The sequence below is a fragment of the Pantoea vagans genome, from assembly GCF_004792415.1.
GTDB lineage: Bacteria > Pseudomonadota > Gammaproteobacteria > Enterobacterales > Enterobacteriaceae > Pantoea > Pantoea vagans.
The window spans coordinates 2,223,716-2,238,481 of record NZ_CP038853.1; the positions used below are offsets into that span (position 1 = coordinate 2,223,716).

Here is a 14,766-nt window from a genome sequence, read left to right on the forward strand (position 1 = left end):
ATAAAAAAGGCGCTGCGGGGTGGTTTAAATCGCGGATTTAACCTCAGCATTGTTCAGGTTGTTCTATATTTAGTGTCGCCGAACGTAAAATAACAGCTGGAGCATGGATTAATGTCGAAAGAAACCGAGAAGAAACCCCTGAGCGAACGCGCGCCGACCACCGGCCCGGAATCATCAGAGCCGGGGCTGGGATCGCTGGCACCGAAAGATGGTTCACATCAGCCCCCAGCCGAACCGACCCCGCCAGGCAAACAGCCTACCGCCCCGGGCAGCCTGAAAGCGCCACAGACACACAACGCCAAACTTGACCAGCTTGAAGCCAGCCGCAAAAACGGCACCGACCGCCCTCTGACCACCAACCAGGGCACACGCATCGCCAACGATCAGAACTCACTGCGTGCCGGTTCGCGTGGTCCGACCCTGCTGGAAGACTTTATTATGCGTGAGAAGATCACGCACTTTGACCATGAGCGTATCCCGGAGCGTATCGTGCACGCCCGTGGCTCTGCCGCACACGGCTATTTCCAGCCTTATCGCTCCCTGAAAGATCTGACCAAAGCGCAGTTCCTCAGCGATCCCGAGCAGACCACCCCCGTCTTCGTGCGTTTCTCCACGGTTCAGGGCGGCGCAGGTTCTGCCGATACCGTGCGAGATATCCGCGGTTTCGCCGCCAAGTTCTACACCGAAGAGGGTGTGTTTGACCTGGTCGGCAACAACACGCCTGTGTTCTTTATTCAGGATGCGCACAAATTCCCTGACTTTGTGCACGCCGTGAAGCCAGAGCCGCACAACGAAATCCCGCAGGGCCAGAGCGCCCATGACACCTTCTGGGATTACGTCTCTCTGCAGCCGGAAACCATGCACAACGTTATCTGGGCGATGTCTGACCGCGGTATTCCGCGCAGCTATCGCACCATGGAAGGCTTTGGTATTCACACCTTCCGCCTGATCAACGCCGAAGGCAAAGCGACCTTTGTCCGCTTCCACTGGAAGCCGGTGGCCGGTAAAGCCTCGCTGCTGTGGGATGAGTCGCAGAAACTGACCGGTCGCGATCCCGATTTCCATCGCCGCGATCTGTGGGAAGCGATTGAAGCGGGTGACTTCCCGGAATATGAACTGGGTCTGCAGCTGATCCCGGAAGAAGATGAGTTCAAATTCGACTTCGATATTCTGGATGCCACCAAGCTGATCCCGGAAGCGCTGGTGCCGGTAGAGATCGTCGGCAAGATGGTGCTTAACCGTAACCCGGACAACTTCTTTGCCGAAACCGAGCAGGTGGCGTTCCACCCAGGTCATATCGTGCCGGGTCTGGATTTCTCCAACGATCCGCTGCTGCAGGGTCGTCTCTTCTCCTATACCGACACGCAGATCAGTCGTCTGGGCGGACCGAACTTCCATGAGATCCCGATCAACCGTCCGACCTGCCCGTACCATAACTTCCAGCGTCAGGGCATGCATCGTCAGGATATCGACACCAATCCGGCAAACTACGAGCCGAACTCGATCAACGACAACTGGCCGCGCGAGACCCCACCTGCTGCAACCGGTGGCGGCTTCGAGAGCTATCAGGAGCGGGTTGAAGGTCATAAAGTGCGCGAGCGCAGCCCGTCGTTCGGTGAATATTATGCGCAGCCGCGTCTGTTCTGGAACAGCCAGACAGAGGTTGAGCAGCAGCACATCATTGGTGCCTACTCGTTTGAGCTGAGTAAAGTGGGTCGCGCCTATATCCGTGAGCGCGTGGTCGATCATCTGGCACGCATCGATACTAAGCTGGCGCAGGGCGTGGCGGATAACCTTGGACTTGCGCTGACTGATGAGCAGCTTAATATCCAGCCGCCGGCAGCGGTGAACGGCCTGACCAAAGATGACAGCCTGAGCCTTTATGCCATCCCGGATGGTGAGATTAAAGGTCGTCAGGTGGCGCTGCTGCTGAGCGATGGCGTGAAAGCCGCTGATGTGCTGGCGATTCTGCAGGCACTGAAAGCGGAAGGTGTGCACACCAAACTGCTGGCACCGCATATGGGCCAGGTGCGCGCGGATGACGGTTCAGTGCTGCCGGTTGATGCCACCTTTGCCGGTCTGCCTTCTCTGACCTTTGATGCGGTCATTGTGCCAAATGGCAATATCGATGCTCTGCTGCTAAGCGGCGATGCCCGTTACTTCCTGCTGGAAGCCTATAAACACCTTAAGGTGATTGGTCTGGTGGGCGACGCACGTCGCTTTAAAGCGCAGTTCGGCCTGGAAGATGCCGATCAGGAAGAAGGCATTGTGCAGGGCGACTCCGCTGAGATCGCGCTGATGTCGGAGTTCACGCAGGCGATGAAAGCGCACCGCGTCTGGTCCCGCAGCCAGAAGGCACAGTCCGTTCCGGCCTGATGCGTTGAGTAAATAAAAAACCGCCTCCAGGGGCGGTTTTTTTATGGCTGCTGATAAACCTGAATCAGGGTAAATCTGGCAGCAACGGCCAGACTCAACGCGCTGGGAACACGGACAGAAGAGGAAAGCGTCCCGCGTCAAGGACGGCGCGGGCCGAGCAGTCATGGATGACATCTTTTGCGTCTTTCCGATCTGACCGTGTTCCCAGTACAGGCACGATCACACAGCCAGAAATCGGTTCACCCTTATTATCAGAAGGTCTGCCAGTTCTCATTGTCTGTCACAGCGACAGGCTGACGTTTTGGCACAGCAATCGCCTTCGCAACCGGCGCGGCAGAGAACGCTGCGTGCAGCGTGCCGGTTTTGAATACCGACACCGTTTTACGCAGGTAGCTCGCCTGCTCTTCCAGCGAGGCGGCGGCAGTGGCGGACTCCTCCACCAGCGCGGCGTTCTGCTGCGTCACCCCATCCATTTCTGAGACCGCAATGCAGACCTGCTCAATGCCCCGCGTCTGTTCGGTCGAGGAGGCCGCAATCTCTTCAATCAGCTGCGTCACACGACTCACCGACTTCACAATGCTCTCCATCGCGGTGCCCGCCTGTGCAGCATGACCGGCACCGGTTTTGATCCTCTCCGCTGAGCGGTCAATCAGTCCGCGAATTTCCTGTGCGGCGCTGGCGCTGCGTCCGGCCAGCGAGCGCACCTCACCCGCCACCACCGCAAATCCACGCCCCTGTTCACCGGCACGCGCGGCTTCAACCGCAGCGTTCAGCGCCAGAATATTGGTCTGGAAGGCGATGCTGTCGATAATGGCGATAATACCGGCGATCTGATTCGAGCTTTCGCTGATCTGATCCATGTTGGCAATCACCCGGGCAACGGTCTCACCGCCCTGCAGTGCCGTAGCTGACGCCTCTTTCGACACCGTGGTCGCCTGCTGTGCATTGTCTGCGTTGAGCTTCACCGTCGAGGTGAGCTGCTCCATGCTGGCGGCGGTCTGTTCCAGCGCGGCTGCCTGCTGCTCGGTACGGGAGGAGAGATCGGTGCTGCCAGCAGAAATTTCCGCGGCACCGGTGAAAATAGAGCGGGTGGCGTCATCGACCGAAGTAATGGTCACGACCAGCGCATCACGCATCTGCTGCAACTCCTGAATCAGCTGGCCCATCTCGTTGCGGCCCTCATGCTGAATCGCAGAGGTTAAATCCCCGGCCGAGATAGCGCGCATGTGAGCGGTCAGTCTGGCCAGGGGGTTAATCAGCAGCTTCTGCAGCCCCACCCAGACTGCCACCCCAATCACGCCGGTGATAAGGCCGATGGCCAGCAGCGCCCAGAGTGCATCCGTCAGGCTGCGCTGGTTGTGCAGAGAGGTATCTTTCATCAGCTGGATGTTCACTGCACGCCAGGCCTCATAGGCCGTGTCGAGCTGATCCTGTGCCGCCTGCGCTTCAAGGTTGCCATAGGCCGGGTAGTTGCCCTGCTTCAGAAAGGTGACAGAGGCCAGCATGGTGTCACGCATCTGCTGATAAGCAGTCTGAACCTGCGTCGACTGGGCTTCACTCTGTCCTGCTTTACGCGGCATCGCCTGCCACGCTTTAAAATCTGCATCCGCCTTTTCCGCTGACTGACCCGCCTGCTCCAGCAGCGCCGCCATCGCCGCCAGCGATTTAGGGTCCTGCTGATTTTTCAGGAAACGGATCGCCACGCGGTTGATGGTGACGCGGGTTTTAATCAGGGTTTTCACCGCATCACTCAGGTGCTGCTGCTGCAGCGTCAGCTGCTCGGCCGCCACGAAGTTTTTGTCGGCTTTTGACACACCGTTGTAGAACAGAAATCCGGTCAGGGTCAGTAACGTAATAAAGACGGCCAGCACCGCCAGAATACCGTGAGTTATTTTAAGATTTTTAAGCATGTCCGCAGACTCATATCAGAGAAGATAAAGCTGTTATCGGCCAGCGAGGAATTTATCTGAGCGCAGTCGCAGAGAAGCCTGCTCTCCGCACCACACCGGATGCTGCCAGCACGTCGTACTGCGCTGAAAAAAGGGTGTGACGCCGCCTGAACGCATTCGGCGCTTAACAAGCGACCCCGTGCTGTGGTTGAATTCGCCCCTTACATTTTTCGCACGTGGTTAACATGCATTACATTCAGAGTCTGATGAGTTTTATTGAGGGAAACCGGGTGCTGTCGATCGGCTTCAGCCTGCTGCTGCTGATCATGGCCGGAATGGTCACTCACCTGATCTGCAAATTTTTCATCGTCAAAGTGATCAGGAAGGTCTTTTTCAGCAGTCATAAAAAAGACGTTCCGCTGGATAAAGATGTCCGCCTCTCTCAGAAGCTGTCAAATTTTGTGCCGGTGATTGTGGTCTACAATTTCCTGCAATTTATGCCCGGCCTGCCTGAAAATCTGAAAGTGGCGATTCAGACCATCTGCGGCATTCTGTTTTTTGTCTATCTGTCGATCTTCTTCAACGAAGTGCTGGAGATTGTTAACAACTCCTACTCGCGCAAATCGAAGCGTAAGAATCACTCGATCAAAGGCTATATCCAGATTGGCAAAATCCTGGTGCATATCATCGCCGCGATCATGATTCTGGCGATTATGTCCAACAAGTCGCCCGCGATTATTATCTCCTCGCTGGGTGCGGTCGCTGCGGTACTGATGCTGATCTTCCAGCATACACTGCTGTCGCTGGTGGCGAATATTCAGCTCTCCTCCAACGATGTCCTGCAACTGGGCGACTGGATTGAGATGCCGGACAGAAACATCAGCGGCGAGGTGATCGATATTGCGCTGCATACCATCACCATCCGCAACTGGGACAACACCATCTCGCGCATTCCGACCAAGAACTTCCTGACCGAAACCTACACCAACTGGCAGGCGATGTTCTCCTCGGGCGCGCGCCGCATCATGCGCAGCTTTTATCTTGATCAGAAGTCGATCACCTTTGTGAATCAGGAGATGCTGCAGGCGATGAGCCAGCTCCGCCTCGCGGGCGAAACGATCACTGAGCTGCTGGATGGACGGGATATCAATGCCGTCGGCGACCGCTGGTTTATGGAGAACGGCATCACCAATCTGATGGTGTTCCGTAAATTCCTGAGTGCCTGGCTGGCCCAGCGCGATGACATTATGAAAGAGATGTATATCGTGGTGCGGCCGCTGAAGCCGTCGCCGGATGGGCTGCCGGTGGAGATCTACTGCTTCACCTCATCCATTTTCTGGGCCGATTATGAAAATACTCAGGCGGCGATTTTTGAGTATATCTATGCCATGTCCCGGTTCTTTGAACTGCAGATTTACCAGCATCCGGCCGGGTCTGATTTCGCCCGTCTGGCGCAGCCGCGTCCCGTCAGCGGAGAGGCAGAGCCAAACGGCATGCCGTAAACCGTGACCTGCTGTGGCGGTCCCGCACCGCCACGGTAGCTCGCTGTGGCTCAGATCATTAACTTTTACTCAGCGCATAGTTCAGCACTTTGTCATTCTTCATCTGCACGGTCAGCGTCTGCCCTTCGGTAGTGTTCAGGGTGCGCGCCTCACTGTAGGTCCACTTCAGCAACCGCTGACCGTCCGGGTAAGGCGTCTCACTGTCAGGCTGACCAAACAGCGAAATCAGCTGGGCTTTGGTCGTCTGACCGGCATGAATGTGCTGCAGATTACGGTTGTCCAGCCGGTGTCCGACCCGGTTAGAACAGGCGGAAATCAACAGCAGCAGCGTGACTAACAGAACGCGTTTCCTCACGTAATATCCTTTTGAAATGTTCAGCGCCGCAGATCCTCCAGCGTGACCTGCGCGATCGCGCTTAAGCTTATAGCGAATCCGCGCCATCCGGCAGGATTTTCTGGGCCTGCCCCCCATGATTTCCCCCGGTCAGAGGCCGATTCAGAGCAATTAACGCAAATTAATGCGCCTGAACGGCCTGCCGCCCTGCGACTGCAACATCTTAGTCTATGATTACTCTCTGTATGCCGCGTGGAAGCGGTCTCACTTTTTCCTTCCCGCCGCATCACGCTGAATACCAGTCCAGCTTCCTGGCTGAAGAGGCGCGCCAGCCCACCTGGCATCCGGGTCTCACTGATTGCTTTACGATTTTTTGACGCTTACGTCATCGACATCCTATTCGCGCGGTGGTCACCATCGCGTATTTCCAGGCTAAATGAGGCAACTGAATGGAATCCAAATCTTTTTCTAAAAGTTGGGGCGCTGAACGGGTTGCCAGTGACGAGGTGCGTTTCCGCCTCTGGGCAACCGGTCAGCAACGCGTGACGCTGCGTCTCGCCGGTAAAGATATTGAGATGACACCGCAGGCTGACGGCTGGTTTGAAGCCCAGGTTACCGGTGTGGCGGCGAATGCCGAATATGATTTTGTGCTGGCGGATGGCACGGCCGTGCCCGATCCCGCCGCCCGCGCCCAGAAAGCGGAGGTTAACGGTCCCTCACTGGTGATCGATCCTGACGCGTATCAGTGGCAGAACACCGGCTGGAAGGGTCGTCCGTGGACGGAGTCAGTGGTCTATGAACTGCACATCGGCACCTTTACCCAGGAAGGCACCTTCCGGGCGGCGATAGAGAAGCTGCCGATGCTGGCCGAAACCGGCATCACCATGATTGAAGTGCTGCCGGTATCGCAGTTTGGCGGCAATCGCGGCTGGGGCTACGATGGCGTGCTGCTCTATGCACCGCATGCGGCTTACGGTTCGCCGGATGATTTTAAAGCCTTTATCGATGCGGCACACGGTCTCGGCCTGTCGGTGGTGCTGGATATCGTGCTGAACCATTTCGGCCCGGAGGGCAACTATCTGCCGCTGCTCGCGCCGGACTTCTTCCATAAAGAGCGCCAGACGCCGTGGGGCGCCGGTATCGCCTATGACGTTGATGCGGTGCGCCGCTATATCGTGGAAGCGCCGCTCTACTGGCTGCAGGAGTTTAATCTGGATGGCCTGCGCTTTGATGCCATCGATCAGATTGACGATCCCAGCGAAAAGCATGTGCTGATTGAGATTGCCGAGCGCATCCGCGCTACCATTACCGATCGCCCCATTCACCTCACTACCGAAGATTGCCGAAACGTCACCTTCCTGCATCCGCGCGACGACAACGGAGATGCTCCGCTGTTTAACGGCGAATGGAACGATGACTTCCATAACGCCGTACATGTGCTGGCAACCGGTGAAACCCACGCCTACTATCAGGACTTCGCTGACCAGCCGGCGCAGCGGGTAGCGCGGGCGCTGGCAGAAGGCTTTGTCTATCAGGGCGAAGTCTCAGCACAGTCGGGCGAGCCGCGCGGCGTGAAGAGCAGCAGTCAGCCGCCGGTCGCCTTTGTCGACTTCATCCAGAACCATGACCAGACGGGCAACCGCGCGCAGGGCGAAAGGCTGGTCTCGCTGGCAGGGGCAGAGCGGACGCAGGTGCTGCTGGCCATGCTGCTGGTCTCGCCACACATTCCGCTGCTGTTTATGGGCGAAGAGTATGGCGAAACCCGACCATTCCTGTTCTTCACCGATTTCCACGGCGATCTGGCTAAAGCGGTGCGTGAAGGTCGCGCCCGGGAGTTTGAAGGCCATGCCGGTCACGGCGAAACGGTGCCGGATCCTAACGATGTCACCACCTTTGAACAGTCGAAACTCGACTGGCAGCGCACAGAAACGCCGGAAGGTCAGCAGTGGCTGGCACTGACGCGTCATCTGCTGGCGCTGCGTCAGGAACATATCGTGCCGCTGCTGCAGACCGCTGGCGGTGATGCCGGTCAGGTGGTGAAAACCGCAGACGATTTCCTGGCGGTGCGCTGGGACTTCCCGCAGGGCACGCTGTCACTGGCGTTGAACGTCGGCGACAGCACGCAGCCGATTCCCGATTTGCCGGGTGAAACGCTGTTTGCCTGGCCGCAGACCGCAACCGAACTGATTCCCAACGCTATCGTGGTGCGTCTGGCTAAGAGAGAAGCAGAATGACTATTCCAACCGCAACGTACCGCATCCAGTTCCGCAACGGCATGACCTTTGACCGTGCGGCGGCGCTGGTGCCCTACCTGAAACAGCTGGGCATCAGCCATCTTTACGCCTCGCCGATCTTCAGCGCCACCGCTGAATCAACCCACGGCTATGACGTGACCGACGTAAACCAGATCGAGCCATCGATTGGTGGCCGGGAAGGTTTTGACCGCATGGTGGCCGCGCTGAAAGCGGCCGGGCTGGAGCTGATCCTCGACATCGTGCCGAATCATATGGCCGCCTCGCTGGAGAACCCGTGGTGGCACGACGTCATTGAACATGGCGAACAGAGTCGCTATGCCACTTATTTCGATATCGACTGGTCTCGTCGCCTGACGCTGCCGTTCCTCGGTGACACCTTTGAGGCGGTGCTGGAAAACGGTGATATCAGCGTGCAGCGCGATCCGCAGACCGGCAAACCAGCGCTGGCCTACTTCGACAATTTCTATCCGCTGAAACCTGAGACCTGGCAGGATCGCGAAGAGGCGGTGCTCGCCCTGCGCGACGCCGCAGAGATCGCCGAGCTGCACGACCAGCAGCCGTGGCGACTGATGTCCTGGCGCGATGCGCCCAGCGACCTCTCCTATCGCCGCTTCTTTGAAGTGACCGGTCTGGTCGGCGTGCGCGTGGAAGACAAAGCCGTCTTTGATGCCGCGCAACAGCTGATCCTCGAACTGGTCCACAGCGGCGCGGTGCAGGGATTGCGCGTCGACCACGTGGATGGTCTGGCCGATCCGCGCGGCTATCTGGAGCAGTTACGCCAGGCTGCCGGTCCCGACTGCTATCTCACCGTGGAGAAAATTCTTGGTGACAATGAACAGTTACCGGACGAATGGCCGGTTTCCGGCACCACCGGCTATGAGTTTATGGCCGCGCTCGCCAATCTGCTGGTCGACAGCGCTCGCCTGAGCGGACTGCGTAAAGCCTATCAGGCCGTGATTGGCAAAACCGTCGACATGAAAGCGGAGCTGCGTGCCGCCAAGCTGCTGATGGCGAACCGCAACTTTGCCGGTGAATTTAACCGCTTACTGCAACTGGCACTGAAGATTGCCGCTGCAGAGGGCACGACTCAGCCGGAAGCGGAGCTGAAAAATGCGCTGCGTGAGCTGCTGGTCGCCTTCCCGGTTTACCGCACTTATGGCACGCCACAGGGCCTGACGCCCGCCGATACCGCGCTGCTGGACCAGGTGGTCAGCGAAGTGAAAGCCAGCGACCACGCGCCGGACACGCAGGCGCTCGATTTCCTGACCCGCATTCTGCGTGCAGAGCTGGGCGATTCCGCCCGTGACGATGCCACGCAGTTCCGCACCCGCTTCCAGCAGCTGACCGGCCCGCTGATGGCGAAATCGGTCGAGGACACCCTCTTCTTCCGCCAGCACATGGCGCTGGCGCTGAATGAAGTCGGCGCTGAACCGCTGGCACGCCACTTCTCGCTGGATCAGTTCCATTCAGAGATGCAGGCGCGGCGCGAACATCAGCCCGATGCGCTGTCGGGTACCTCAACGCACGACACCAAGCGCGGCGAAGATGCCCGTGCGCGGCTCTATACCCTGACCGAAGCGCCACAGCGCTGGGCGGAGTGCGTCAGCCGCTGGCGGGAGATGAACAAAGATCACGTCGTACGCCTGAAAGATGGCCCGGCACCGGAACCGGCCGTGGAGTGGATGCTGTATGAAGCGCTGGCCGGCGTCTGGCCGACCACCCTGCAGCCGCAGGATGCGGAAGGTCTGGCGGCGCTGGAAGCCCGCTTTGTGGTCTATGTTGAGAAAGCGATGCGTGAAGCCAAACTGCGCACCGACTGGGCCGACAATAACGATGACTATGAAGAGGCGGTGCTGAGCTATGCGCGTCATCTGCTTGCGCCTGGCAACAGCGCCTTCCTGAATGATTTCTGCCAGTCGCTGCAACCCTTTATGCGTGCCGGCCTGGTCAACAGCCTGACCCAGACCGTGGTGAAGCTTACCGCACCAGGCGTACCCGATATTTATCAGGGCAGCGAGGCGCTGGACTTCAGCCTGGTCGATCCCGATAACCGCCGCGAACCCGATTTTGATGCGCTGGCGGCGATGCTTAACACGCCGCAGCAGGACGGCAGTGAGGCGCACTGGCTGCGCGGTCAGGTCAATCAACAGGCCATTGTGAAGCTGTTAACGCTGCGTCAGCAGCAGCCAGAGCTGTTCCGCCACGGTGACTATCTGGCGCTGTCGACAGAGGGTGAACATCAGGACAAGGTGCTCGCTTTTGCCCGCACCCGTGAGGATCAGGCGGTCATCGTGATTGTCTCACGCCGGGTCTTTAACTCACTGCCGGAGAATCTCGATCAGCCGCCCGAGGCGCGCTGGGCTGATACCCATATCGCCCTGCCCGCCTCGCTGAGTCAGCGCCGCTATCAGGATGTGCTGAGCGGTAAAACCCTTGATGCAGGCGACAAGCTGCCGCTGACAGAACTGGCGTCGCAGTGGTGCGCCGTGCTGGTGGCACAGTAAATTTCGGGAAGAATTTAGTTTATTACGCGTCAATCTGTTCACTGAATAACGAGGCATAAATGTCAAACAGTCAGCGTTTTGAAATTACGGCGGGTTACAGCCATTTGCTGGGGGCCAATTTTGATGGTCAGGGCGTGAACTTCGCCCTGTTCAGCGCCCACGCCGAGCGGGTTGAACTCTGTCTGTACGATCCCAGCGGTAAAACGGAAATTGCCCGGCTGGAGCTGCCGGAATATACCCACGAAGTGTGGCACGGCTATATTCCGGGCCTGAAGCCCGGCGCGCTCTATGGCTATCGCGTCTATGGCCCTTATGACCCGGAAAATGGTCACCGTTTTAACCCGAACAAGTTGCTGCTCGACCCGTACGCCCGTGAACTTGCGGGCGACATCGCGTGGAACGAGGCGCACTTCGCGTACGATCTCTACCATGACGATAAAGATCTGACGTTCGACACCCGTGACAGCGCCCCGTTTACGCCTAAGTGCCGGGTGATCGACCCGAATGAATTCGACTGGCAGGATAAAAACCGCCCGAATGTGCCGTGGCCGAAAACCGTCATTTATGAAACCCACGTGAAAGGCTTTACGCAGCTCAACACCGCACTGCCGCCGGAGCTGCGCGGCACCTTTGACGGTATGGGTCACAAAGCAACCGTCGACTACATCAAAAGCCTGGGCATTACCTCCGTCGAGCTGCTGCCGGTGCACTGGTTCCCGGACGATCAGCATCTGCTGGATAAGGGACTGAAAAACTTCTGGGGCTACAACACGCTGGGCTTCTTTGCGCCCGCGACCCGCTACTTCGGGCCACGCGGCATTCAGGGCTTCCGTGACATGGTGCGCGCCTTCCATGATGCCGGTATTGAGGTCATCCTCGACGTGGTCTACAACCACACCGCCGAGGGTAATGAGTTGGGCCCGACGCTGTCGTTTAAAGGCATCGATAACTTCTCCTATTATCGTACGATGCCCGACCAGCATCGTTACTACATCAACGATACCGGTACCGGCAACACCGTGAATACCTCGCATCCGCGCGTGCTGCAGATGGTGCTCGATTCGCTGCGTTACTGGTCTGAGTCGATGCATATCGACGGCTTCCGTTTCGACCTCGGCACGATTCTGGGCCGCGAACCGGATGGTTTCGACCCGCGCGGCGGCTTCTTCGATGCCGTGATGCAGGATCCCATTCTGTCGCAGAAAAAGCTGATTGGTGAACCCTGGGATATCGGTCCGGGCGGCTATCAAGTAGGCAGCTTTCCGCCCGGCTGGGCAGAATGGAACGATCAGTACCGTGATACGGTGCGTGACTACTGGAAAGGCAACAACGTCTCCACCGACTTTGCCGCCCGCCTGCTGGGTTCCGGCGATCTCTACGACCAGCACGGTCGTCGTCCGTGGGCCAGCGTCAACTTCATTACCGCCCACGATGGCTTCACGCTCAACGATCTGGTGTCGTACAACGACAAACATAACGATGAGAATGGCGAAGACAACAACGACGGTCACAACGACAACCGCTCCTGTAACTACGGCGTTGAAGGCCCGACCGATGACGAGGGCATTAACGCGGTGCGCGAGCGTCAGAAGCGTAACTTCCTCGCCACGCTGATCTTCTCTCACGGCACGCCGATGCTGCTGGCAGGCGACGAGTTTGGCCGCAGCCAGATGGGTAACAACAACGGCTACTGCCAGGACAGCGAAATCTCCTGGGTACACTGGGACAACCTGCCAGAGTCCGCGGAGGCGCTGCGCGAGTTCACCCGTCAGATCCTGACATTGCGTGCTCAGCAGCCGTTGCTGCGCCGTGAAAACTGGCGTGACGGCATGGATATCAAGTGGTTTAACGCCGGTGGCGGCTTCCAGCAGAGTGAGCAGTGGGATGAAGGCTCAACGCTGGGCGTCTATATCGGCCGGCCGGATCTGCAGACCGAGGAAGGCATCTGGCATGACGTTCTGATGCTGCTTAACCCGTTCGAAGGCAATGTGCCCTTCCGCATTCCGCAGTTTGGCGAAGGTGGCTGGGTGCTGGAGCTGACCACCAGCGATGTGGCGAAGCGGGGTCTGGTGATCACTAAAGAGAAGGATTTCGAGCTGGAAGGACGCAGCTTCGCCCTGTTCAGACGTCCCTAGTCGCTGAGCAGGTTAACAATCCGGCATCAGGCGCAGCGCATTTCGCGCTGCGCTTGTTTTTTTGCCGATCGCTGCCAGGCTTAACCGGTTGTTAACAGTAACAATTGATGCTGATAAGGAGGCATAATGTCCAGATTTACACAGAAAGTTGTGGTTGTGACAGGTGCCGGATCCGGCATTGGCGAAGCCAGCGCGAAGCGTTTCGCTGAAGAAGGGGCATCCGTGGTGCTGGTGGGACGCACCCGCCAGAAACTGGAAAAGACGCTGGCTGAAATGACGGCGGGCGATCATCTGGTGGCGGCCTGCGACGTCTCAGAGGCCGGACAGGTTAAACAGCTGTCAGAAACGGTGCTGAAGAAGTATGGCCGTGTCGACGTGCTGGTGAATAATGCAGGCGTTATCGTGCAGGGCCGTATCCATGAAGTCGACCTCGACGCATGGAAAACCCTGATGAAAACTGACCTTGATGGCGTTTTCCACGGTGTTCACTACTTCATGCCAGCGCTGCTGAAGAGCAAAGGTAACGTCGTCAACATTTCCTCCGTTTCCGGCTTAGGCGGTGACTGGGGTATGAGCATCTACAACGCCGCTAAAGGGGCGATTACTAACTTCACCCGTGCGCTGGCGATGGATTACGGTGCGGATGGCGTGCGGGTCAATGCCATCTGCCCCGGTTTCACCTTTACCGATCTGACCGAAGATGCCAAACAGGATCAGGAACTGCTGGAGCGTTTTTACGATCGCATTCCGCTGCGTCGTGCCGGTGAAGCGGATGATATCGCTCGTGCAATTCTTTTTATTGCCAGCAATGAAGCCAGTTATATTACCGGCGTCAATCTGCCGGTTGATGGCGGACTTACCGCCTCAAATGGCCAGCCTAAACAGGCATAAGTATCAGGGCAGCGTATTACGCTGCCTTTTTTATTCTGAACGCCCCGCCGTGTTAATTCCCTTTATTCTCTTTTACTGCTGCCATTTAATTTCAGTGAATTAATGTTTTGGCGTATGGCGGGTTGGCGTTGCCGCGCGCGCCGGTTTAATTGCCGTACTGGTACTGGTCGGGCAAATAAAGGTGCTCAGGCAGGCATTACACAATATGGCATTAGCGTGATGGACTTTCGCCACCGCCAGCGCCTGCTGTCGGGTATAAAGCGAACCAATAAAAACGCGTTTATCGTTCTTTGACAGATTAACGCAACCTTCTTTGTGTAAAATCCATCCACCCATGGGACGCGGGCACAGATAATAATAGCTGGCTTTGAGCATGGTAGTCATCCTGATAGTTGCTGTATGTGTCGTAAAAAACGAACCAAAATTCGTAAGAGGTTTTATTTGTAATCTGAAGCTTTATTAAACTAACTGAGAATTATCCCTAAAACCACTTTATTGCGTAACTCAAACCGACTTTGAGAATATGCCCTTTTCGGCCCCTGGTATCGCTTCAGTCATTCAGCGCGCTTAACGTTCCCGTCCCGGTTTCCAGCCCCGCTTTCATTTAAGGTACTAATGCATCAGTAAAAAAATTAAATTCAGATTAATCGTTACAAAACAGAAGGTTGATTAGACTTCCGCTGTAAACGGCCAGATATGTTACGGCAGTTATGATTAGAGCCGCAACAAACGACATTAACCGCCGCAGGGGTACTTATGAGTATTGATAAACTGAGGCTGAAAAAGCGTGAACGCGGCAGAGCGCTTCTCGTTTAGCGAAGCGCTAAGACATGCAGAGTCGGGGGTTTATCAATAACGGCGGGCGTAATTAACGGCGACT

General features: G+C 57.2%; 9 protein-coding genes. 6 read left to right on the forward strand and 3 right to left on the reverse strand.

All coding sequences use genetic code 11. The features are described from left to right. Nucleotides 1-111 precede the first annotated feature (111 nt). On the forward strand, nt 112-2,376 hold the full coding sequence (gene katE / locus EGO56_RS10390; protein ID WP_135908958.1) for a catalase HPII: 2,265 nt from the start codon (nt 112-114) through the stop codon (nt 2,374-2,376). 251 nt (nt 2,377-2,627) lie between these two features. Here katE and EGO56_RS10395 read toward each other — a convergent pair whose 3' ends face one another. After that, on the reverse strand, nt 2,628-4,286 hold the full coding sequence (locus EGO56_RS10395) for a methyl-accepting chemotaxis protein (protein WP_135908960.1): 1,659 nt from the start codon (nt 4,284-4,286) through the stop codon (nt 2,628-2,630). A gap of 224 nt (nt 4,287-4,510) precedes the next feature. Here EGO56_RS10395 and EGO56_RS10400 point away from each other — a divergent pair, with 224 nt between their 5' ends. Continuing rightward, the gene (locus EGO56_RS10400; protein WP_135908962.1) at nt 4,511-5,767 is read left to right on the forward strand and encodes a mechanosensitive ion channel family protein; all 1,257 of its coding nucleotides are present in this window, start codon (nt 4,511-4,513) and stop codon (nt 5,765-5,767) included. 58 nt (nt 5,768-5,825) lie between these two features. On the opposite strand, the gene EGO56_RS10405 is transcribed toward EGO56_RS10400, so the two are convergent. Next, nucleotides 5,826-6,122: a hypothetical protein gene (locus EGO56_RS10405; protein ID WP_135908964.1), complete on the reverse strand. Its 297-nt coding sequence runs from the start codon at nt 6,120-6,122 to the stop codon at nt 5,826-5,828. Between the two features lie 428 nt (nt 6,123-6,550). Here EGO56_RS10405 and treZ point away from each other — a divergent pair, with 428 nt between their 5' ends. From treZ to budC, 4 genes are all read left to right on the forward strand, one after another. Then, nucleotides 6,551-8,335 carry a malto-oligosyltrehalose trehalohydrolase gene (gene treZ / locus EGO56_RS10410; protein WP_135908966.1) on the forward strand — a complete coding sequence of 595 codons (1,785 nt, stop codon included), beginning with the start codon at nt 6,551-6,553 and terminating at the stop codon, nt 8,333-8,335. Then, nucleotides 8,332-10,860 carry a malto-oligosyltrehalose synthase gene (gene treY / locus EGO56_RS10415; protein WP_135908968.1) on the forward strand — a complete coding sequence of 843 codons (2,529 nt, stop codon included), beginning with the start codon at nt 8,332-8,334 and terminating at the stop codon, nt 10,858-10,860. Before treZ ends, treY begins: the two co-directional genes overlap by 4 nt. Nucleotides 10,861-10,919: 59 nt before the next feature. Beyond that, nucleotides 10,920-12,995 (forward strand): glycogen debranching protein GlgX, encoded by a 2,076-nt coding sequence (gene glgX, locus EGO56_RS10420; RefSeq protein WP_135908970.1) that lies wholly within the window; start codon nt 10,920-10,922, stop codon nt 12,993-12,995. A 126-nt stretch (nt 12,996-13,121) separates the two neighbouring features. Next, nucleotides 13,122-13,886 (forward strand): meso-2,3-butanediol dehydrogenase, encoded by a 765-nt coding sequence (budC, locus tag EGO56_RS10425; protein ID WP_135908971.1) that lies wholly within the window; start codon nt 13,122-13,124, stop codon nt 13,884-13,886. A 99-nt stretch (nt 13,887-13,985) separates the two neighbouring features. Here budC and EGO56_RS10430 read toward each other — a convergent pair whose 3' ends face one another. Then, complete coding sequence (locus tag EGO56_RS10430) at nt 13,986-14,261, reverse strand: hypothetical protein (protein ID WP_041456833.1); 276 nt, start codon at nt 14,259-14,261, stop codon at nt 13,986-13,988. Nucleotides 14,262-14,766: the final 505 nt, after the last annotated feature.

Coding starts and splice junctions, on each gene's coding strand:
- katE (WP_135908958.1), top strand. CDS start 112: ATGTCGAAAGAAACCGAGAAGAAACCCCTGAGCGAACGCGCGCCGACC.
- EGO56_RS10395 (WP_135908960.1), bottom strand. CDS start 4,286: ATGCTTAAAAATCTTAAAATAACTCACGGTATTCTGGCGGTGCTGGCC.
- EGO56_RS10400 (WP_135908962.1), top strand. CDS start 4,511: ATGCATTACATTCAGAGTCTGATGAGTTTTATTGAGGGAAACCGGGTG.
- treZ (WP_135908966.1), top strand. CDS start 6,551: ATGGAATCCAAATCTTTTTCTAAAAGTTGGGGCGCTGAACGGGTTGCC.
- treY (WP_135908968.1), top strand. CDS start 8,332: ATGACTATTCCAACCGCAACGTACCGCATCCAGTTCCGCAACGGCATG.
- glgX (WP_135908970.1), top strand. CDS start 10,920: ATGTCAAACAGTCAGCGTTTTGAAATTACGGCGGGTTACAGCCATTTG.
- budC (WP_135908971.1), top strand. CDS start 13,122: ATGTCCAGATTTACACAGAAAGTTGTGGTTGTGACAGGTGCCGGATCC.
- EGO56_RS10430 (WP_041456833.1), bottom strand. CDS start 14,261: ATGCTCAAAGCCAGCTATTATTATCTGTGCCCGCGTCCCATGGGTGGA.